The sequence below is a fragment of the Pseudomonas sp. PS01303 genome, from assembly GCF_029959385.1.
In the GTDB taxonomy this organism is placed as follows: domain Bacteria; phylum Pseudomonadota; class Gammaproteobacteria; order Pseudomonadales; family Pseudomonadaceae; genus Aquipseudomonas; species Aquipseudomonas rustica.
Genome location: NZ_JASCPK010000112.1, coordinates 1 through 20,148 on the forward strand (window position 1 = coordinate 1; position 20,148 = coordinate 20,148).

A 20,148-nucleotide genomic window follows, 5' to 3' on the forward strand; every position below is an offset into this window, starting at 1 on the left:
GCTCGCGAATGCGGTGTAACAGTAACAACTACTTTGAATGACACACCGCCTTCGCGAGCAGGCTCACTCCTACAGGGGGTTATGTGGTGATCTTGAGACTAGTGATAAGGATGCTCGGGACTATCGATCGGTCTGACGCCATGCTCCCGCCACAACTGCCCATACCCTTGCACCAGAAACCCGCCACTCCTCGCCACCCATTGCTCGCGATTCGCGCGATAGACCCTGGGCAAGTCGTACCATGCCAGCCCCGGCAAATCATGATGCACCAGATGAAAATTCAGATTGAGAAACAGCCAGCGCCACGGCCATCCGGCTTCGTTCAGCACCGTGCGCTGCTCCGGTTGCGCGTGCGGTCGATGTTCGTAGTAGGAGCGGATCATCGCAATCGACAGCGCCGGCACACTGATCAACAACAGGTAATGCCACACCGGCAACACGCTGTAGCGCGCGATAAACCACAACATCAGCAGCGTGAACGCGCCATGCGTCAGCCACATCAGCCAGGCCTCGCGCTCACGGTTTTTCAGCCGCTGCAATTCTTCACTCGCCAACGCCAGCAAGCCCAACGGCGCACCGATGGCGAAACGCCCGAGCACGGTTTTATTCAGCCAGTGCAGGCTGCGTTCAAACAGCGAACTGCCCTGCCAGCGCCCGCGCGTCAGGTAACGGCTTTCCGGGTCGACACCGGGCACCGTCAGATCTTCATCGCGGTGATGCAGTAGATGGCTGTCGCGATACAACGTGTACGGATACCACACGGCAAACGGCGCATAGCCGAGGATTTTATTGAAGCGAATCCAGCGCGTCGGATGGCCGTGGAGCAATTCGTGTTGCACCGACAGCCACAGCACCAGCAGCGGAATCAGCAGCACGGTACTGAAACCCCGTCCCAGCCAGTGGCTGTTCAACATGATTGCAAACCAGCCGCCATACACGCCGATCAACAACAGCCAGGTCGGCCAGTCGCTGCGCGCGGTAAAACGTTGGCGCAGGGTTTCGATGTGTTGACGGTGGGCGGCGTCGAAATAATGAGACATGGCGTTGCTCGCAGCGGGTTCCTTCCCTTTCTGTGCAACGACCACCGAGAATCTTGCAGATTATTTTGGATCAACAGGGAAGCCCGAGAACCGGGCTTCCGAAAGGCGTGATCAATGACCGAAAATATCGGTTTTCTTGGCCTTCTTCTCCGCGCGTTTTTCAATCGCGGTCTTGGCCGGTTTCTTCTTCGCGGCTTTCTTTGAATCCATACCTTTGGACATGATGCGTACTCCACTCACAGGGGATGTGAGCTCAGGTATACACCTATCCAGACGCGCGCGTTCTTTTATAATCGCCGCGAAATCTACCGACAGTCAGAACCCATGCCCGATACCCAATACAGCCTGCTCGACGCGTCTCTCTGGCCGTTGATGAACAAGTTTTACCGCAGCCACCAATCCTCGATGAAAGCCGTGCGTGATGCGCAATTGTGGGTGGCGCGACGTGGGGAAATTGTTGCAGCGTTGTGCTTGCGACCGGTGGCGGGTGGGCATTGGTTGACGGGGTTGTTTGTTGATCCGGGGTGTCGGGATCAGGGGATTGCGGCGCAGTTGATGGCGGCGGCGGTGCAGCACGTGACGGAGCCGGTGTGGCTGTTCTGTCATCCGGATTTGCGCGGGTTTTACGAGCGGCGCGGGTTCCGGTTTGATCCTGAGTTGCCGCAGGCGATGGCGGAGCGATTGAGCCGGTATGCGCGGAGCAAGCCGATGATTGCGATGGGCCTGGAACGGCACACATTCCTGTAGGAGCAAGGCTTGCCCGCGAAGGCGGTGTGTCAGTCAACCATGATGTTGAATGTGCAGGCCTCTTCGCGGGCAAGCCTTGCTCCTACAAGGGATCAGTCGTCAGCCGTGGGATCGAGATCCGGGAACATCACTTCGGTAAAACCGAACTTGCTGAAATCAGTAATCCGCGACGGGTACAACCGGCCAATCAGATGATCGCACTCATGCTGCACCACCCGCGCATGGAAACCTGAAGCCACACGCATGATCGGCTCGCCCTTCGGATCAAAACCCTCGTAGCGAATCTGCTGATAACGATCCACCGCGCCGCGCAAACCCGGTACTGACAAACACCCTTCAAACCCCTCCTCCATCAACGGATTCAACGGCGTGATCAGCGGGTTGATCAGGATCGTCTGTGGCACGGCCTCAGCGTCCGGGTAACGTTCGCTGTGCTCGAAACCAAAGATCACCAATTGCAGATCGACGCCGATCTGCGGCGCGGCCAGGCCGACGCCGCCGACGCTTTCCATGGTCTGGAACATGTCGTCGATCAGTTGCCACAGCTCAGGGCTGTTGAACATTTCCGGCGGCACTGGCGGGGCGATGCGCAGCAGGCGCTCGTCGCCCATTTTGAGGATTTCACGGATCATGATGTGGCTTCGTCAGTGTCCGGCTTGAGCGAATGATCGCGACCCAGGCCCGAGACGTGTTGTTTGGGTTGTTCATCGAGTTCGCCAGGGACTTTCTCGCCCTCGTCTTTGCCCTCGCTGGACATGTGCTCGATCACCGCATTCATCTCCGCGCCGAGCAGCAGCACCGCAGCGGAAATGTAGAAGTACAGCAAGAGCACGATGATCGCCCCGATGCTGCCATACATCGCGTTGTAGTTGGCGAAGGTTTTCACGTAGAACGCGAAACCCAACGAGGCGATGATCCACACCACCACGGCCAATACCGAGCCCGGAGTGATGAAGCGAAACTCCTGTTTGACGTCGGGCATCACGTAATAAATCAGGGCGACGGCGACCATCATCAAAATCACGATCACCGGCCAGCGCGCGATCGTCCAGATGGTCACGATGACCTCTTCCAGCCCGACTTGCGCGGCGATCCAGCCCATCACTTGCGGCCCAAGCACCATCAATGCGGCGGCCATCAGCAGCATGCCGGCGATGCCGACGGTGTAGACCACCGACAGCGGAAAGCGCTTCCAGATTGGTCGGCCTTCGACCACGTCATACGCCGCGTTCATCGCGCTCATCATCAGGCGCACGCCGGCAGACGCGGTGTACAGGGCGATGACGATACCGACCGAGAGCAAGCCGCCCTTGGACTGCTGCAACTGGTCGATCACCGGGTTCACTGATTCCAGCGCCTGCGGCGGCAGCACCAGTTCCGATTGCAGGCGCAGCCAGGAGAAAAAGTCCGGCAGGTGCAGGAAACCGATCAGGGCAATCAGAAACAGGATGAACGGGAACAGCGAGAACAGCATCTGGTAGGCCAGTGCCGAGGCGTAGGTCGACATTTCGTCATCGACGAATTCAGTGACCGTGCGCACCATCACTCGGTGCAGGGGCAGACCTTTCATGTCTGGAAATATCATTCGCGTCTCCTTTCGCCGCAATACAGGTTTGAAGTCGTGGCGACTCAGGGGCCGTTTTTTACATCAAGGTAGCTTGTTTGGCGAACCTTGGTGGGTGTCAGCAGGATTTCGACACAAAAACGGCCATCCTTGGATGGCCGCTCGTGTCTTTCGTTCAAGGCTGGATTACGCCTTGTCGACGCCTTTTTTGACAGCGTCCTTGGCTTTGCCGACCGCTTGCTGGGCTTCGCCTTTTTTCTCTTGGACTTTACCTTCGGCCTGCAGCTTGGTGTTATCGGTGGCTTTACCGACGCCTTGCTTGACGTTGCCGACCGCTTCGTTGGCCATGCCTTTTACTTTATCGCCTGTGCCACTCATGGTGTTTCTCCTTGGTGCAATTAGGGGGAAAAGTCAGTACGTAATGATTGACTGGCCGGGTTTGCGCCAAGTTTCATTTATTTTTCGCCGGATCATTTCGTCGCGACGAACAGGTTGGGCTTTATGTTTGCGTGCAATGCCCCGAGAATGCGCAACATAAGGGCGCCACGCGCCAGGAACCGATCCTGCAGGAATGTTATGAAACTCGATAAAACGCTCGCCATCGCCCGTAGAAACAAGGAACTGGGCGGCGCCGTGCTCGGCACCAACAATTGCCACTTCGCCGAACTGAACCGCAACCGCAACATCTGGTGGTTCGACCTGCCAGTGTCGCGTCTGGCGATTGGTCAGTACGAGTGGATTCACCTGCTGATGCACACGCCGGCCACCGACGAACTGCTGCACCTGAAAGTGCCGACGGTGTTTCTGCGTGAGAAGCTTGAAGGGCTGGTGATTCGCAATGAAGGTAAGCGCAAAGCGGCGCTGAGCCTGGAATTGAGTGCAGACAAGGATTCGTATCTGCAGGACATGCGTCCGGCGGGGACTAATGTGAATTTCGCGCCGTTCCGTCAGTAAATCAAAAGATAGCAGCCTGCGGCAGCTCCTACATTGATCGTTCCCACGCTCTGCGTGGGAATGCATCTAGGGACGCTCTGCGTCCCAGCAGTTCTGGACGCAGAGCGTCCGGGGCGGCATTCCCACGCGGAGCGTGGGAACGATCAATGTAGGAGCTGCCGCAGGCTGCGATCTTTTGATCTGCAACAAAAAGCCCCGCATCTGCGGGGCTTCGTGTTTTAGGCGGCGGACTTGGCCTTGATCTTCTTTAGCTCTTCATCGCGCAGCTCGCGGCGCAGGATCTTGCCGACGTTGGTGGTCGGCAGCGCATCGCGGAACTCGACCGAACGCGGCACCTTGTAACCGGTGACGTTGGCGCGCATGTGCTCCATCACCGTTTCCTTGGTCAGCGTCACTCCCGGTTTGGCGACGATGAAAATCTTGATCGCTTCGCCCGACTTCTCGTCCGGGATGCCAATGGCCGCGCACTGCAACACGCCCGGCAGGGTCGCCAGTACGTCTTCCAGTTCATTCGGATAAACGTTGAAACCGGAAACCAGAATCATGTCTTTCTTGCGATCGACAATGCGCATGTAGCCGTCCGGCTGGATCAGCGCGATGTCGCCGGTTTTCAGCCAGCCGTCGCTGTCGAGCATTTCGTCGGTGGCTTCCTGACGCTGCCAGTAGCCCTTCATCACTTGCGGGCCCTTGACGCACAGTTCGCCGATTTCGCCCATTGGCTGTTCGACACCGGCATCGTCGATGACTTTGCACAGGGTCGATGGCACTGGGATGCCGATGGTGCCGATCTGAATGTGCTGGATCGGATTCACCGTGGCGACCGGGCTGGTTTCGGTCATGCCGTAACCTTCGCAAATCGAGCAACCGGTCACCGCTTTCCAGCGCTCGGCAGCGGCCAGTTGCAGGGCCATGCCGCCCGACAAAGTCACTTTCAGTGCCGAGAAGTCCAGCTTGCGAAAACCTTCGTTGTTGCACAGCGCCACGAACAGCGTGTTGAGGCCGACGAAACCGCTGAACTTCCACTTCGACAGTTCCTTGACCATCGCCGGCAGGTCGCGCGGGTTGCTGATCAGGATGTTGTGGTTGCCGATCAGCATCATCGCCATGCAATGAAAGGTGAACGCATAGATGTGGTACAGCGGCAGCGGCGTGATCAGGATCTCGCAACCTTCATTGAGGTTCGAGCCCATCAGCGCCTTGCATTGCAGCATGTTGGCGACGAGGTTGCGGTGGGTGAGCATCGCGCCCTTGGCCACGCCGGTGGTGCCGCCGGTGTATTGCAGCACCGCGACATCGCCGCTGTGCGGGTTGGCTTCGGCCACAGGCTGGCCTTGGCCTTTGCTCAATGCGTCGTTGAACTTGATGGCTTTCGGCAGGTGATAAGCCGGCACCATTTTCTTCACGTACTTGATGACGCTGTTGATCAGCAGGCGTTTGACCGGCGGCAACAGGTCGGCGACTTCGGTAACGAAAACGTGTTTGACGCCGGTTTTCGGCACCACGGTTTCGGCCAGGTGCGCCATGTTCGCCAGGCAAACAAGGGCTTTGGCACCGGAGTCGTTGAATTGGTGTTCCATTTCCCGCGCGGTGTACAGCGGGTTGGTGTTGACCACGATCAGCCCGGCACGGATGGCACCGAAGACGGCCACCGGGTACTGCAGAACGTTGGGCAGTTGCACGGCGATTCGATCACCGGGCTGCAAGTCGGTATGCTGTTGCAGATACGCGGCAAACGCACCGGACAATTCGTACAGTTCACCGTAGGTGATTGTCTTGCCCAGGTTGCTGAAAGCCGGTTTGTTGGCGAAGCGTTGGCAGGACTGCTTCAACACTGCCTGAATATTCGGGTACTCATCTGGATTGATGTCGGCAGCAATTCCAGCGGGGTACTTATCCTTCCAAAAGTCTTCGTTCATGGAAGCCCACTCCTCAGCAACGCGAATTCTTCACCGCATTTGATGCGATTATTATTGGTGTGTGTTTTGTATTGGTGAATCTGGCTTTTTGATAGGCCGAGAAGTCACAAAGCGCGCCGAGAGTAGCAGCTTTGCCGAGGGTCGACTAGAGCCAAAAGCGGCCCATACAGTCATATTTATGACTCAAGACTTGCTAACAGTCATTTTAGAGCAAAAATCCTAGAACACCTTGAAAGTCCCGCAAAACTGGGGCTTCAAAGCAAAAGATCGCAGCCTTCGGCAGCTCCTACATTGGAATGCGTTTCCTGTAGGAGCTGCCGAAGGCTGCGATCTTTTTGTTTTTAGGCGTTAAGCGATATCGCGCAACTCACGTCGCAGAATTTTCCCGACCGGCGTCATCGGCAACGACTCGCGCAGCACGATATGCTTCGGCACTTTGTACGCGGTGAAATTCTCTTTGCAGTACGCCTTCAGCTCTTCCAGGCTGACGCCGGTTTCCCGCGCCACCACAAACAGCTTCACCGCTTCGCCCGAACGCTCGTCCGGCACGCCGATCACCGCGCAGTTGGCGACTTTCGGGTGAGCCATCACCACGTCTTCGATCTCGTTCGGGTACACGTTGAAACCGGAGACAATGATCATGTCCTTCTTGCGATCGACGATGCGCACGAAACCGTCCGGATCGATTACCGCGATGTCGCCGGATTTGAACCAGCCTTCGGCATCCAGCACTTCGGCGGTGGCCTCGGGTTTGTTCCAGTAACCTTTCATGATCTGCGGGCCTTTGATACACAGTTCGCCGCGCTCGCCCATTGGCTGCTCGACGCCATCATCGTTGATCACTTTCAACAACGTGCCCGGCACCGGCAAACCGACCGTGCCGAGGCGCGATTGATCGCCGTACGGGTTGGTGCAGGCCACCGGCGAGGTTTCGGTCAGGCCGTAGCCTTCGGTGATGCGGCAACCGGTCATCTGCTCCCAACGCTCGGCGGTGGCTTTGACCAGCGCGGTGCCGCCAGAGTTAGTGAGTTTCAGGCTGGAGAAATCCAGGGTCTTGAAATCCGGGTGATCCATGAGCGCAACGAACAGTGTGTTCAGCCCCAGCAACGCCGAGAAACGCCAGTTCTTCAGCTCTTTGATGAACCCGGCAATGTCGCGCGGATTGCTGATCAATACGTTGTGGTTGCCCGAGACCATCATGCACATGCAATTCGCGGTGAACGCATAGATGTGGTACAGCGGCAGCGGCGCGATCATCACCTCCTGACCTTCGCGCAGCAGTGGCTGACCGTCCGGCCCGAGCTGCGCCAGACACGCGCGCACTTGCTGCATGTTCGCCACCAGATTGCCGTGGGTGAGCATCGCGCCCTTGGCCAGACCGGTGGTGCCGCCGGTGTATTGCAGCACGGCGATGTCGTCGAGGCTGACCTTCAACGGCTTGATGCCCAAGCCTCGGCCCATGCGCAGCGCACTCTTGAAGGAGATCGCCTGCGGCAGCGAATACGCCGGCACCATTTTTTTCACTTTGCTGATCACGGTGTTGATCAGCCAGCCTTTGGCGGTGGGCATCAGGTCGCCCATCTTCGCTTCGATCAGGTATTGAATGTCAGTGTCGGGCAGCACTTCCTGGACTTTCTGGCCGAACATGTTCAGGTACACCAACGCACGTGCGCCGGAATCCTTGAACTGGTGACGCATTTCCCGCGCGGTGTACAGCGGGTTGGTGTTGACCACGATCAGCCCGGCGCGCAAGGCACCGAACACGGCAATCGGGTAATGCAGGACGTTGGGCATCTGCACGGCGATGCGATCGCCCGGCACCAGATCGGTGTGCGCTTGCAGATAACCGGCGAAAGCGGCGCTCTGACGTTCGAGCTCGGCGTAGGTCAGGGTCACGCCCATGTTGCTGAATGCCGGGCGATCCGCGAACTTCTTGCAAGAGCGCTCAAACACCTCGATCACCGACTTGAACTCCCCCATGTCGATGTCCAGCGGTACGCCGGCCGGGCGTTTGTCGTTCCAGAAATCAGGTTGCATTGTTCTTGTCCTCTTTACCTGAGCCGATCCGGGCCGCTTTCTGTCATTTCTGAAAAAGCGGAGCTTCACGGACACTAGCAGTTATGGCCATTGAGGCAAATACGGGCAAAGCCGTCATTGATCGTGTGAATCTTCCTGCCGTGGCGTGAGCTGATCAGACGCGCTATACAATGTGCCGACTCTGAGCAAAGGAATCGCCATGATCCACCACCCCCTATGGCTGGACGCGAGTGACCGCAGCCGCCTGTTCGTCAACCAATGGCTGCCCGCCGCGCCGTTGAAAGCGGTGATCCTGCTGGCCCACGGCATGGCCGAACACAGCGGCCGCTATGCCCGTTTGGCCGACACGTTTTGCGACAAAGGTTATGGCGTTTACGCGCCTGATTTGCGCGGACATGGCAAAACTGCCGAACACGGTACGCTCGGACATTTCGCCGACGACGATGGCTGGTGCAAGGTGCTGGGTGATTTGGCGAGCCTCAATCAACACATCGGCCAGCAGCACCCCGGCGTGCCGATCATCCTGCTCGGCCACAGCATGGGCAGCTACCTCGCGCAGGCCTATCTGCTGCACCACAGCGCCAGTTTGCAGGGGGCGATTCTCAGCGGTTCGAACTTTCAGCCAGTGGCGCTTTATGGCGCGGCACGGCAGATCGCCCGACTGGAAAAACTGCGTCAGGGCGGCAAGGGGCGCAGTGCGCTGATCGAGTGGTTGTCGTTCGGCTCGTTCAACAAAAAATTCAAACCGGTGCGCACGCCGTTCGACTGGCTCAGCCGCGATCCGGCTGAAGTCGACCTGTACGCCAACGACCCGTTGTGTGGCTTTCGCTGCACCAATCAGCTGTGGATCGACCTGCTCGGTGGCTTGCAGCAAATCAGCAAAGCGTCCAATCTCGCCCAGATCAACCCGGGCCTGCCGTTGCTGGTGATTGGCGGCGAATGTGATCCGGTGAGTGAAGGCAAGCGTCTGACTGATCTGGCCAACGCTTTGCGCTCGGCCGGCAGCCAGAACCTGCAACTGCAGATCTACCCGCAGGCGCGGCACGAATTGTTCAACGAAACCAATCGCGATGAGGTGATTGCCGATGTGCTGGCCTGGATCGATCAGGTGCTCAGCCATCCGCGCCCGCAACGCAGCGAATAATTTTTTGTGGATTTATTTAATCCGTCACAGGAATCGAGACCGATGACCCAGGTTACCAACATCCCTTACGAAGCCCTCGAAGTCGGCCAGACCGCCAGCTACAGCAAGACCGTCGAAGAGCGTGACATTCAGCTGTTCGCCGCGATGTCCGGCGACCACAACCCGGTGCACCTGGACGCCGAGTTCGCCGCCGCCAGCATGTTCAAGGAGCGCATCGCTCACGGCATGTTCAGTGGCGCGCTGATCAGCGCTGCCGTGGCGTGCGAAATGCCTGGGCCGGGCACTATTTATATCGGTCAGCAGATGAGCTTTCAGAAGCCGGTGAAGATTGGCGACACGCTGACAGTGCGTCTGGAAATCCTCGAGAAGCTGCCAAAGTTTCGTGTGCGCATTGCTACTCGCGTGTTTAACCAGCGTGATGAGTTGGTGGTGGATGGTGAGGCAGAGATTCTGGCACCGCGTAAGCAGCAGACGGTGACGTTGCCTACTTTGCCGGCGATTAGTATTGGTTGATTGATTGGCGGGGTGTCAGGTAGAGCTCTTCCCCCTCACCCCAGCCCTCTCCCCCAAGGGGGCGAGGGGGGAAGGGAGCCGATTTTCATGCTTTTCAAAACTTGAGTTCACCTCAGATCGCTCAGGTCGGTGTACCTCCAACATCCAACCCGGTCAGTCCCCTCTCCCTCCGGGAGAGGGCTAGGGTGAGGGGCTCCTGCTCTTGCTTTTACTTTCCCCCATGCATAAAAAAACGCCAGACTAGCTGGCGTTTTTTGTTACTGGCGTACGCTTACGAGCGTGCGCGAGCCTGGTTACGCAGGGCTTTCACCTGGTCGTGGTTGCGTTGTACGCCGTGGTACTGACGTTCAACCAGGTCACGAATGCCCACCAGGTTGTGCTTGTTGATTTTTTCCAGTGCTTCCTTGTAAGCCTTCAGCGCATGGTCTTCACCACGTTCGGCTTCGTTCAGCACAGCCTCTTCGTCTTTGCCGGTGAACATCGCTTTAACGTCGACCCAGCGACGGTGCAGGTCACCGCTGACGCTGGTGGAAGTTTCCGGATCGCCGCCCAGTTTGCGAACTTCAGCTTGCAGCTCAGCTGCAGCGGTAGCGCAATCGGCAGAGCGGGTCACGAACAGGGTTTTCAGTTCTGGGTGCTTGATGTCTTCAGCGCAAGTCTTGAACCCTTCCTGACCGTCCTTGCTGGTTTCAATCAGGTCATTGAGTACAGAGATGGCTTCTTTATTCATGTCGGTCATTTTTCAATTCCTTGCGATCGGTGGAAGATGCAAGGGATATTGCAGTGTGCGTGCCAGTTTTTACTTTGATAGAAAACACATATAAATCAATAACTTAAAAATAAATGAACTATCTGTATTGCGGTGATTTGCATGATCTGTCATTTGGCCTGCATGCAGAATGCCTGTATTTTCCAATCTGATTTGAAGCCAGACGATCCTTTTGATGAATCCCGAAAAACTCGAACTGCTGATCACCCGAGAAATGCCCTTCGGCAAGTACAAGGGCCGGATCATCGCCGACCTGCCAGGCCCTTACTTGAACTGGTTCGCCCGTGAAGGTTTCCCGCACGGCGAACTCGGCGGATTGCTTGCACTGATGCAGGAGATCGACCATAACGGTTTGTCCGAGCTGCTCGAACCGCTGCGTGCCAAACATGGCAAACCCGCCCCGCGCCACTGAAGCGCCCTCCTCTATAGAGTCAGCCGCCATGCCCGATAACACCCTGCGCGCCCGTGATGAAGCTTTTTGGCAAATGTTTGTCGGCCGCTATGACGTCCAGCCCGGCCCGATCAATCTGGAGAACGGTTACTTCGGACGCATGTCGCGCACGGTGATCGAGGAGTACCAGCGCAACATCGAGCTGATCAACACCAGCAATTCGGTGTACGTGCGCCAGCGCTACGAGCAATACGACAACCTCGACATCCGCGCACAACTGGCCGAGCTGATCGGCGTGCGCGCGCAGAGCGTGGCTTTTACCCGCAATGCCACTGAAGGCCTGCAATCGCTGATTCGCAACTACAACCGCCTGCAACCCGGCGATCAGGTGCTGATCTGCGACCTCGAATACGACACGGTCAAAGGCGCCATGCGCTGGCTAGGCAAGCATCGCGGGGTCGAAGTCATCGAGATTGACCACGCGCATCCGGCGACTTTCGAGAGCCTGCTGGCCACCTACCGCGAAACCTTTATTCGTCACCCGAAACTGAAACTGATGGCGCTGACGCACGTCACCCATCGCACCGGTCTGGTGATGCCGGTGCAGGCCATCGCCGCGCTGGCCAAAGAGCATGGGATCGACATCATCCTTGATGGCGCCCACGCCCTCGGCCAGATCGAGTTCGACTTCGAAGCCCTCGGCATCGCCTTCGCCGCGTACAACCTGCACAAATGGATCGGTGCACCGCTGACCCTCGGTTTCCTCTATATCGCTCCGCAGCGGCTGGCCGATATCGACCCGGACATGGGCGAGATGCACTACCCGGTCAACGATATCCGCTCGCGCACCTCGTACAGCACACCGAACATTCCGGCGCTGATGACCTTGCCGTTGGTGTTCGAAGAGCATCGCTCGCTCGGCGGCGCAGCGGCCAAAGGGGCGCGAATCAATTACCTGCGCAACCTGTGGGTCAGCGCCGTGCGCCAGTTGCCGGGCATCGACGTGATGACGCCAGACGATCCACGCTTGTATTGCGGGATCACTGCGCTGCGTTTCACTCGCCATGACAATCAACAGGCGATGGCCGAGCGTCTGCTCAACGAATACAACCTGTTCACCGTGGTGCGCACCGGCGCCGCGTGCGGGCCGTGCATTCGCATTACGCCGGGGCTGACCACCACCGCCGCCGAGATGCAATTGCTCACGCGCGCGCTGAACGAGCTGCGCTGAATCGCCTAAACGGTGTATTTGTCGAAGTCCTCGGGTTTGATCTGCGACGACACCGCAAAGGTGTCGATGCCGATGGTCAGGTGGCCGAAGAAACCGTCCTCGTGGGAGTCGCGGCCGATCGGCCAAACGGTCAGGGTCGACGCCTCGCCGCCCATGTCGGCAAAGAAACTGTCCTGAGTATTGTTCAACGCTGTTGAGGCGCGACCGCGATAGGCTTTGGCGTTGAGCACCGAGCGCGACACTACTTCGGGGAAATACAACTGACCGACCCACGCCACATTGCGCTCTTCGAGGTACTCGGTACCTGTGACCATGCGCACCGCCACATGGATGTGCAACGCACGACCGGCGTAGAACCCCGGATAGATCGTGGTAAAGCGCGCCCTGCCCTTGTGATCACAGAACTGACTGCCGCGCAGGTAGGTGTCATCGTCGGTGCGCGGGATCGAACCGATGGCTTCGGCGTCGACTTCGAGATCCGGGTTGATCCGGCTCCAGCCAGAATACGCACCGCGAGCGTTGCAATGCCAGATGTCCACCAGCGCGCCGCTCACCGGTTCGCCAGTCATCGCATCAACGATGGTCAGGCGTAGCAGCAGCGGCAAGCCTTCCGCACCTTCGCTGATGTTGCGGCGCAGCAATTGCGGGTTGCGAAAATACGGCCCGGCGATTTGCTCGGGGGCCAGTTGATACACCGGGTTCGGTGAGGGTGTTGCAGCGTCTCGATCCATGATGCGTTCTCTCTTCCATAAGAGAACGCAGATTAGCGCCACGCAATCGCCTGTGTGCGGTAACTATGTATCGCGTCGTAACTCCAGGCTGCGATCTTTTGGCCTAGCCATTTGAAAGCAAGATCAAAAGATCGCAGCCTCGTTGCACTCGACAGCTCCTACATTGCATCCCGTATCAACGCCCTGTAGGAGCTGCCGAAGGCCGCGATCTTTTGATGTTGGCTTTTCTGCGGGCAAAAAAAAACGGTGCGCCGACCGAGCGCACCGTAAAGCCGTAGAACACACAACGAAGTGTTTGGTAACAATCAGTCCAGCAGCGCCAACGCCTCAGCGGTGCATTCCTGAATGCGGGCCCAGTCGCCGTTCTTGATCCACTCCGGATCAAGCATCCAGCTACCGCCCACGCACATGACGTTTTTCAGCGCCATGTAGCTTTTGATATTGGCCGGGCCGACGCCGCCAGTCGGGCAGAATTTCACTTCGCCGAACGGGCCGCCGAGGGCTTTGATTGCCGCGACGCCACCGCTGACTTCCGCCGGGAACAGCTTGAAGCGGCGATAACCCAGACCGTAGCCTTCCATGATGCCGGAGGCGTTGCTGATGCCCGGCAACAGCGGAATCGGGCTGTCGACGCTGGCTTCCAGCAGGTCACGGGTAATGCCTGGAGTGACGATGAATTGCGAGCCGGCAGCTTCGGCCGCCGCGAGCATGTTGCGATCGAGCACGGTGCCGGCACCGGTCATCAGTTCCGGACGCTGGTCGCGCAGGATCTGAATGGCCTTGAGGCCGAACTGCGAACGCAGGGTCACTTCCAGCGCGGTCAGACCACCGGCGGCCAGGGCGTCGGCCAGCGGCAGCACGTCCTGTTCGCGGGCGATGGTGATCACCGGCAGGATCCGCGCCTTGGCGCAGAGGCTGTCGATCAGGGCAACTTTGTCCGCCATGGAAACGGTCGGGGATGGGGTTGTCATAGCGGCTGTTCCTTGGCTCATGGGCACCAGTAAATCTCTAACGTAGGTTGCAGAAACGCGCGCACCGGCATGGCGGCGACGTCATCGGATGCCAGCGCGGCATTCAGGGTGGTCAGTTTCGACTGACCGGAAATCGACAGAATTTTGTGTTTCGCCGAAGCCAGCAGCGCACGGCTCATGGTCAGGCGCTGACGCGGCACGCTCGGCGCCAGCATCGGCCAGCAACGGCGGGTGCCATCGGCTTGCAGCGCTTCGGCCAGGTTCGGACTGTTCGGGAACAGCGACGCGGTGTGACCGTCATCGCCCATGCCCAACACCAGCACGTCAATCGGCGGCAGCTCAGCGAGCAAGCGATCAGCCTGTTCAGCAGCCTGCTCGACATTCGCCGCAGCGCTATAAAGGCTGAGGAACTGCGCTTTCGCCGCCGGACCTTTGAGCAGGTATTGCTTGAGCAGACCGGCATTGCTGTCGGCATGTTCAACCGGTACCCAGCGCTCGTCGGCGAGGGTCACAACGACCTTCGACCAGTCCAGTTCCTGTTTGGCCAGGTGCTGGAAAAACGCCACCGGGCTGCGACCGCCCGACACCACCAGCACCGCGTTGCCGCGTGCCGCAATGGCCTCGCTCAATTGCTTGGCGACATTCAGCGCCAGACCTTCGGCCAACAGCACCGGGCTCTTGAATTCGTGAGCGTTTACGCCCGCAGGCAGTTGCACATCAGATATCGCCATACCACGACCTCCCGTCCCGCGTGATCAATGCAATGGAGCTCATCGGCCCCCACGACCCGGCCGCGTACGGCTTGGGCGCGTCACCGGATTTTTTCCACCCGGCGATCAACTGGTCACACCATTTCCACGCGGCTTCGATTTCATCTTTACGGACAAACAGGTTCTGATTGCCGTTCATCACTTCCAGCAACAACCGCTCATAGGCATCGGGGATCCGCGCGCTACGCCAGGTGTCGGAGAAATTCAATTGCAGCGGCCCGCTGCGCAGTTGCATGCCTTTGTCCAGGCCCTGCTCTTTGGTCATCACGCGCAAGGAAATGCCTTCGTCCGGTTGCAGGCGGATGATCAGTTTGTTACTGATCTGCAAGCGCTGCTCGGGGGCGAAAATGTAGTGCGACGGTTCCTTGAAGTGGATAACGATCTGCGACAACTTCTGCGGCATACGCTTGCCGGTGCGCAGGTAGAACGGCACGCCGGCCCAGCGCCAGTTGCGGATGTCGGCACGCAAAGCGACGAAGGTTTCGGTGTCGCTCTGGGTGTTGGAATTTGGTTCTTCGAGGTAACCCGGTACGGATTTGCCTTCGCTGTGGCCGGCGATGTACTGGCCGCGCACCACTTGCGTAGTCAGGCCTTCCGGACTGATCGGCGCCAGCGCCTTGAGCACTTTTACTTTTTCGTCACGGATGCTGTCGGCAGACAGGTCAGCCGGCGGATCCATGGCGATCAGGCAGAGCAGCTGCAACAGGTGATTCTGGATCATGTCGCGCAGCTGGCCGGCCTTGTCGAAGTAGCCCCAACGGCCTTCGATACCAACCTTCTCGGCCACGGTGATTTCCACGTGGGAGATGTAATTCTGGTTCCACTGGGTTTCGAACAGGCTGTTGGCGAAACGCAGGGCGATCAGGTTCTGAACGGTTTCTTTGCCCAGATAGTGGTCGATGCGGTAGGTGCGGTTCTCCGGGAAGAACTGCGCCACGGCATCGTTAACCTTGCGCGACGATTCGAGGTCGGAGCCGATTGGTTTTTCCAGCACCACGCGGGTGTTTTCTGCCAGACCGACGCTCGCCAGGTTCTCGCAGATCGCGCCGTACACCGCTGCCGGTGTGGCGAAGTAGGCAATCATGCGTTGTGTGCTGCCGGCCTGTTCGGCCAGCGCGACATAGTCTTCAGCCTTGAGGAAGTCGACGTGCAGGTAGCTCAGGCGCGCAAGAAAGCGCTCGGCCACGGCTTCGTCCAGCTCTTTGCCGACATAGCGGCGCAGTTCGGCGGCGATGAACGCCAGGTGCTGCTGCTCGGTGCCGTCTTCACGGGCCAACGCGATGATGCGCGTGTCCTCGTGCAACAGATCGGCGCCATCCAGGTGATACAGGGCAGGAAACAGCTTGCGCAGGGCCAGATCGCCGAGAGCGCCGAACAAGGCAAAGGTGCACGGTTCAACCGTAATCGAAGGCATGATGTTTGTTCTTTTATCAAGTTAAGCTACAAATACCTTTTTTCAAGGCATCACTCAAGGGAAAATGTAGTAATAACCACAACATTTTCGCAAAATACAGATTCCGAGTGGTGGTCGGTCGGAGCCATCAGTAGGATAGGCCACCGTGACGGGCCACATCAAAGGCCCAATTTGCATAGATCAGCGCACCTTTGCGCTGGTGAATTAGGAATTCCATATGGACCGCGTGCGAAATTTACTGGAACAGATCCAGAGTCGCCTTGAAGACCTGAACAAGGCCGAACGCAAAGTCGCCGAGGTGATCCTGCTCAACCCACAGCAGGCCACCCGCTTCAGCATCGCCGCCCTCGCCCAGGCCGCGTCGGTGAGCGAACCGACGGTCAACCGTTTCTGCCGTTCGTTCGGCGTCAGCGGCTACCCGGAACTCAAGCTGCAATTGGCGCAGAGCCTGGCCAGTGGCGCGGCGTACGTCAGCCGCGCGGTCGAGGCCGATGACAATCCCGAGGCCTACACGCAAAAGATTTTCGGCAGCGCCATCGCCTCGCTGGACAGCGCTTGTCAGGCGCTGGATCCGAACCTGATCAGCCGCGCCGTCGACCTGTTGATTCAGGCACGGCAGATCCACTTCTTTGGTCTCGGCGCCTCAGCACCAGTGGCGCTGGATGCGCAGCACAAGTTTTTCCGTTTCAACCTGGCGGTTACCGCGCACGCCGATGTGTTGATGCAGCGGATGATTGCTTCGGTGGCGCACACCGGTGAGCTGTTCGTGATCATTTCCTACACCGGGCGCACCCGTGAACTGGTGGAAGTGGCGCGCATTGCTCGCGAGAACGGTGCTTCGGTGCTGGGTTTGACGGCGGAGAATTCGCCACTGGCCAAGGCGAGTACGTTGAGCCTGAACATTCCGCTGCCGGAAGACACCGACATCTATATGCCGATGACTTCGCGGATCATTCAGTTGACCGTGCTGGATGTGTTGGCGACCGGGATGACCTTGCGGCGCGGGGTGGATTTCCAGCCGCATTTGCGCAAGATCAAAGAGAGCTTGAATGCCAGCCGGTATCCGGTTGGGGATGAATTTAATTAGTACGCTTCGCGTAAAAGATCGCAGCCTTCGGCAGCTCCTACAGGGGTTGATCGTTCCCACGCTTTGCGTGGGAATGCAGCCCGTGACGCTCCGCGTCACTGGACGCGGAGCGTCCCTTGAGGCATTACCACGCAGAGCGTGGGAACGATCATCAAGCCGCCGCCCACGCCTGCAAACTCAAATGCGCCTTCTCCCCCGGCGCCAGGTGCAGGCTGTCCGTCCCGCCCGCCGCCGCTTCCACGCACACGAACTCCGAAATCTCATCCCACGTCACGCCCAACAATGGCCGCGCGCCCGGATGCCAGACCACCGTGTCGGCACTGTCGCCGGTATCAATGCACAACTCGCGCTGCCAGGCGTGATCTTTCAGCTGCAATTCGCCGTCATGCTGGAACACGCGCTGACAACCGCCATCCACCCGCAACTCGCCTTCCTGCTGGCAAGACTGACGGCTTAGCTGATCGTAACCCTGCGCGCCTTCGAGTCCAGACAGCGCTATCTCACCGACATCGCCAATACGCCAGTAAGCGTGCAAAGCCTGGCTCAACTGGCACGGCATATCATCCTGATGCTCGGTGCTCAGGCGCAGATCCATGCGTTCGCCAAGGTGCGCGTGCAGGTCAACCTGCCAGTCGCACAGTTGCAATTGCCAGTGCAGACGCACGCCGTCGTCGGCGGTGCTGCTGTTGAGTAATTTCCAGTCGAGCAAACGCGCCCAGCCATGCGACGGCCAGGCGTTCTCGCTCGGATGACGGCCATACCACGGCCAGCAAACCGGCACACCGCCACGGATCGCCCCGACATGCGGCCACTTCGCCGCACACCACAACCACGGTTTTTGCCCGCGCGGCTGAAAGTGCAGCAACTGCGCGCCCTGACGACTGAACACCGCCTGACACAGCGGGTGATCGATCACCAACACGTCGCGCATCTGATAGCGCTCCCAGGCGAACACCGGTTGTTCACGCAGGGATTTGAAGAAGCGTTGTAGCGGATGCTCATGCATGGGCCACGGTCCTGAAAATCATGGGAGTACTTATCAATCCAAAAGCCTTGCACAGCACTTTGTGGCGAGGGGATTTATCCCCGATGGGTCGCGAAGCGGCCCTAAAACACTGCAATTGCGGTATCACTGACAAACTGCATCGATTGGTTTCACGACTGCTTCGCAGCCCATCGGGGATAAATCCCCTCACCACAAAAAACTCTCCAGCCACAAAAATCATCAAGCAACACATCAAACCTGTGTCACAAAAAAAAGCGGACAGCCTTGGCTGTCCGCAAATATGCGCACATAGAGAGGAGCTTATCGCAGACGCGTTAGAACGTAGACTGAATTTTCAGGCCAGCGACCAATGCGTTGTCCACATCATCCACACCGCCCGGGTGAGTGATGTACTGCAGGTTAGGACGTACGGTCAGCCAGTTTGTTACGTGGAAGCCGTAGTTGATTTCGTAGTTGTATTCGGTCTCACGAATCGGCGAGAACACCGGATTGTCGTAATCCGACACACCGTTGGAAACGTTGAGCAGCTCGGCGTTTTTCTTCACGTCATCGTTGACGTGGATACGTGCCGCGCCGATACCGACGTCATCCTTCGGACGCGCGTCAAACGGGCCCTTGTAGACAAACATCACCGACTGGTAGTTGTCGATGAAGTTGGTGTCTTTGTCGTGGAACGTGGCGTTGGCCGCGATGTTCAGACCGCGAGAAGCATCACCGTTGTGGCTGGTGAGTTGCTGTTGCGCCACAAACCAGTAGCCGCTTTTGCTGCTGTGGGTTTTGTACGCGTCGCCCGTGGTAGCCGCGTCGAAACCGTTGACGTCTTCACGAACGTCGTCGGCATCGGCCGTGCTCTTGTAGTAACCGACGCGGTATTCGCCCGGCAGGCTGTTGACCTTCGGCGACCAGACCAATTCAACCGGCAACACAGTACCTTTGGTGCCGCTGCCGCTGAGTTTGAAGCCGTTGCCGTGTTCCAGCTGCGACGGGTTCTGGTTGTAAGCACCGATTTGCGCGTAGAGCTCGTCGTTGATGTTGTACTTCACGCGAATCGCAGCCTGGCTGACGGGCCAGTTGTACCAGATGTTGGTGGCCCAGTTACCCACTTGGGAACCGCAGAACGCCAGGTTCTGGAAGTCGCACGGGAAGGTGTTGAAGTCTTCGCCTTCACCGAAGTAACCGGCCTTGACGTCGAGTTTGTTGTCGAAGAACTGGTGCTGAATCCACAACTGGGTCAGACGCACCATGTGGCCACGACCGTAAACTTCCTGCGAGGAGCTCAGGGTGCCGGCACGCGGATCGCCAACGCGGTCGTTGGAGATGTTGTAACCGTTACGGTTGGTCAGCTGGATCTTGGCCTGAGTGTTGTCCCAGCCCCACAGCTTTTGCAGATCGAGTGCCACGCCCAGACCGAACTGGTCAGCGTAACGCGCAGTCTTGTCGTCGTTGTAGCCACCGTTCAGGTTGCCACCGACTTCCCCAACGTAGTCGGCCTTGATGTCGATACCCTGCTCGATCAGCTTGGTACGCTCGCCACCCCAGTCACCGGTCATCCATTTCGAATCGGAGCTGAAGGCATCCGCCGCCATGGCGTTACCGGCCAGCACCAATGCCGCCGCAGCTGATACTTGGCAGATCAACCGGGCATTGACGTGTTTCTTTTTCATCCCTACATCCTCGTCTTTATTGTTATTAACTGTTTTTATCTAACGCGGTTTACATAAATTGCGATGGATTACTGGCAATCCGCCGCGTGCTCCTTTGTAGGAGTGAACCCTGTGGCGAGGGGATTCATCCCCGTTGGGCTGCGTAGCAGACCCCGCTTTTATGGGGCCGCTGCGCGACCCAACGGGGATAAATCCCCTC

The 20,148-nt window shown here is 58.3% G+C and carries 20 protein-coding genes; 7 read left to right on the forward strand and 13 right to left on the reverse strand.

Going from position 1 to position 20,148, the window contains the following annotated elements; all coding sequences use genetic code 11:
• Positions 1–98: 98 nt before the first annotated feature.
• A complete protein-coding gene (locus QMX93_RS23140) occupies positions 99–1,040 on the reverse strand; it encodes a fatty acid desaturase (RefSeq protein WP_282358104.1) in 942 nt (313 codons plus the stop codon).
• Positions 1,041–1,364: 324 nt separating this feature from the next.
• Here QMX93_RS23140 and QMX93_RS23145 point away from each other — a divergent pair, with 324 nt between their 5' ends.
• Positions 1,365–1,787, forward strand: coding sequence for a GNAT family N-acetyltransferase (locus tag QMX93_RS23145; RefSeq protein ID WP_282358105.1), 423 nt, complete (start codon positions 1,365–1,367; stop codon positions 1,785–1,787).
• A 92-nt stretch (positions 1,788–1,879) separates the two neighbouring features.
• Here QMX93_RS23145 and def read toward each other — a convergent pair whose 3' ends face one another.
• From def to QMX93_RS23160, 3 genes are all read right to left on the reverse strand, one after another.
• Positions 1,880–2,419: a peptide deformylase gene (def, locus tag QMX93_RS23150; RefSeq protein ID WP_053122989.1), complete on the reverse strand. Its 540-nt coding sequence runs from the start codon at positions 2,417–2,419 to the stop codon at positions 1,880–1,882.
• On the reverse strand, positions 2,416–3,372 hold the full coding sequence (locus QMX93_RS23155) for a YihY/virulence factor BrkB family protein (protein ID WP_053122992.1): 957 nt from the start codon (positions 3,370–3,372) through the stop codon (positions 2,416–2,418). The genes def and QMX93_RS23155 overlap by 4 nt, the downstream gene beginning before the upstream one ends.
• A gap of 165 nt (positions 3,373–3,537) precedes the next feature.
• Complete coding sequence (locus tag QMX93_RS23160; RefSeq protein ID WP_282358106.1) at positions 3,538–3,729, reverse strand: CsbD family protein; 192 nt, start codon at positions 3,727–3,729, stop codon at positions 3,538–3,540.
• 198 nt (positions 3,730–3,927) lie between these two features.
• On the opposite strand from QMX93_RS23160, the gene QMX93_RS23165 reads away from it, so the two are divergent.
• On the forward strand, positions 3,928–4,305 hold the full coding sequence (locus tag QMX93_RS23165) for a hypothetical protein (protein WP_008082340.1): 378 nt from the start codon (positions 3,928–3,930) through the stop codon (positions 4,303–4,305).
• Between the two features lie 218 nt (positions 4,306–4,523).
• Here the strand turns inward: QMX93_RS23165 and fadD1 are convergent, their stop codons facing one another.
• Both fadD1 and fadD2 read right to left on the reverse strand, forming a co-directional pair.
• Positions 4,524–6,221, reverse strand: a complete 1,698-nt coding sequence (gene fadD1, locus QMX93_RS23170) for a long-chain-fatty-acid--CoA ligase FadD1 (protein ID WP_053122996.1) — start codon at positions 6,219–6,221, stop codon at positions 4,524–4,526.
• Between the two features lie 348 nt (positions 6,222–6,569).
• Positions 6,570–8,258, reverse strand: coding sequence for a long-chain-fatty-acid--CoA ligase FadD2 (gene fadD2 / locus QMX93_RS23175; RefSeq protein ID WP_159812801.1), 1,689 nt, complete (start codon positions 8,256–8,258; stop codon positions 6,570–6,572).
• Positions 8,259–8,457: 199 nt separating this feature from the next.
• Here fadD2 and QMX93_RS23180 point away from each other — a divergent pair, with 199 nt between their 5' ends.
• Positions 8,458–9,402: an alpha/beta hydrolase gene (locus QMX93_RS23180; RefSeq protein ID WP_053123001.1), complete on the forward strand. Its 945-nt coding sequence runs from the start codon at positions 8,458–8,460 to the stop codon at positions 9,400–9,402.
• A 42-nt stretch (positions 9,403–9,444) separates the two neighbouring features.
• Positions 9,445–9,915 carry a MaoC family dehydratase gene (locus tag QMX93_RS23185; RefSeq protein ID WP_053123003.1) on the forward strand — a complete coding sequence of 157 codons (471 nt, stop codon included), beginning with the start codon at positions 9,445–9,447 and terminating at the stop codon, positions 9,913–9,915.
• A gap of 271 nt (positions 9,916–10,186) precedes the next feature.
• Here QMX93_RS23185 and QMX93_RS23190 read toward each other — a convergent pair whose 3' ends face one another.
• Positions 10,187–10,654 (reverse strand): PA2169 family four-helix-bundle protein, encoded by a 468-nt coding sequence (locus QMX93_RS23190; protein ID WP_038369175.1) that lies wholly within the window; start codon positions 10,652–10,654, stop codon positions 10,187–10,189.
• 205 nt (positions 10,655–10,859) lie between these two features.
• Here QMX93_RS23190 and QMX93_RS23195 point away from each other — a divergent pair, with 205 nt between their 5' ends.
• Complete coding sequence (locus QMX93_RS23195; RefSeq protein ID WP_003213031.1) at positions 10,860–11,096, forward strand: DUF3820 family protein; 237 nt, start codon at positions 10,860–10,862, stop codon at positions 11,094–11,096.
• Between the two features lie 28 nt (positions 11,097–11,124).
• Complete coding sequence (locus tag QMX93_RS23200; protein ID WP_282358108.1) at positions 11,125–12,306, forward strand: aminotransferase class V-fold PLP-dependent enzyme; 1,182 nt, start codon at positions 11,125–11,127, stop codon at positions 12,304–12,306.
• Positions 12,307–12,311: 5 nt separating this feature from the next.
• Here the strand turns inward: QMX93_RS23200 and QMX93_RS23205 are convergent, their stop codons facing one another.
• The 4 genes from QMX93_RS23205 to zwf form a co-directional block, all read right to left on the reverse strand.
• The gene (locus tag QMX93_RS23205; protein ID WP_159812807.1) at positions 12,312–13,037 is read right to left on the reverse strand and encodes an intradiol ring-cleavage dioxygenase; all 726 of its coding nucleotides are present in this window, start codon (positions 13,035–13,037) and stop codon (positions 12,312–12,314) included.
• Positions 13,038–13,342: 305 nt separating this feature from the next.
• The gene (locus tag QMX93_RS23210) at positions 13,343–14,008 is read right to left on the reverse strand and encodes a bifunctional 4-hydroxy-2-oxoglutarate aldolase/2-dehydro-3-deoxy-phosphogluconate aldolase (RefSeq protein ID WP_008082815.1); all 666 of its coding nucleotides are present in this window, start codon (positions 14,006–14,008) and stop codon (positions 13,343–13,345) included.
• 17 nt (positions 14,009–14,025) lie between these two features.
• A complete protein-coding gene (pgl, locus tag QMX93_RS23215) occupies positions 14,026–14,739 on the reverse strand; it encodes a 6-phosphogluconolactonase (RefSeq protein WP_282358109.1) in 714 nt (237 codons plus the stop codon).
• Complete coding sequence (gene zwf / locus QMX93_RS23220; RefSeq protein ID WP_053123011.1) at positions 14,726–16,192, reverse strand: glucose-6-phosphate dehydrogenase; 1,467 nt, start codon at positions 16,190–16,192, stop codon at positions 14,726–14,728. The genes pgl and zwf overlap by 14 nt, the downstream gene beginning before the upstream one ends.
• A gap of 226 nt (positions 16,193–16,418) precedes the next feature.
• On the opposite strand from zwf, the gene QMX93_RS23225 reads away from it, so the two are divergent.
• Positions 16,419–17,279: a MurR/RpiR family transcriptional regulator gene (locus QMX93_RS23225; RefSeq protein ID WP_171057240.1), complete on the forward strand. Its 861-nt coding sequence runs from the start codon at positions 16,419–16,421 to the stop codon at positions 17,277–17,279.
• Positions 17,280–17,430: 151 nt separating this feature from the next.
• Here QMX93_RS23225 and QMX93_RS23230 read toward each other — a convergent pair whose 3' ends face one another.
• Together QMX93_RS23230 and QMX93_RS23235 are read right to left on the reverse strand one after the other, a co-directional pair.
• Entirely contained in the window at positions 17,431–18,285 is an 855-nt protein-coding gene (locus QMX93_RS23230) for a D-hexose-6-phosphate mutarotase (protein ID WP_282358110.1), read from the reverse strand.
• A gap of 314 nt (positions 18,286–18,599) precedes the next feature.
• Positions 18,600–19,949, reverse strand: a complete 1,350-nt coding sequence (locus QMX93_RS23235; protein ID WP_053123015.1) for a carbohydrate porin — start codon at positions 19,947–19,949, stop codon at positions 18,600–18,602.
• Between the last annotated feature and the right edge of the window lie 199 nt (positions 19,950–20,148).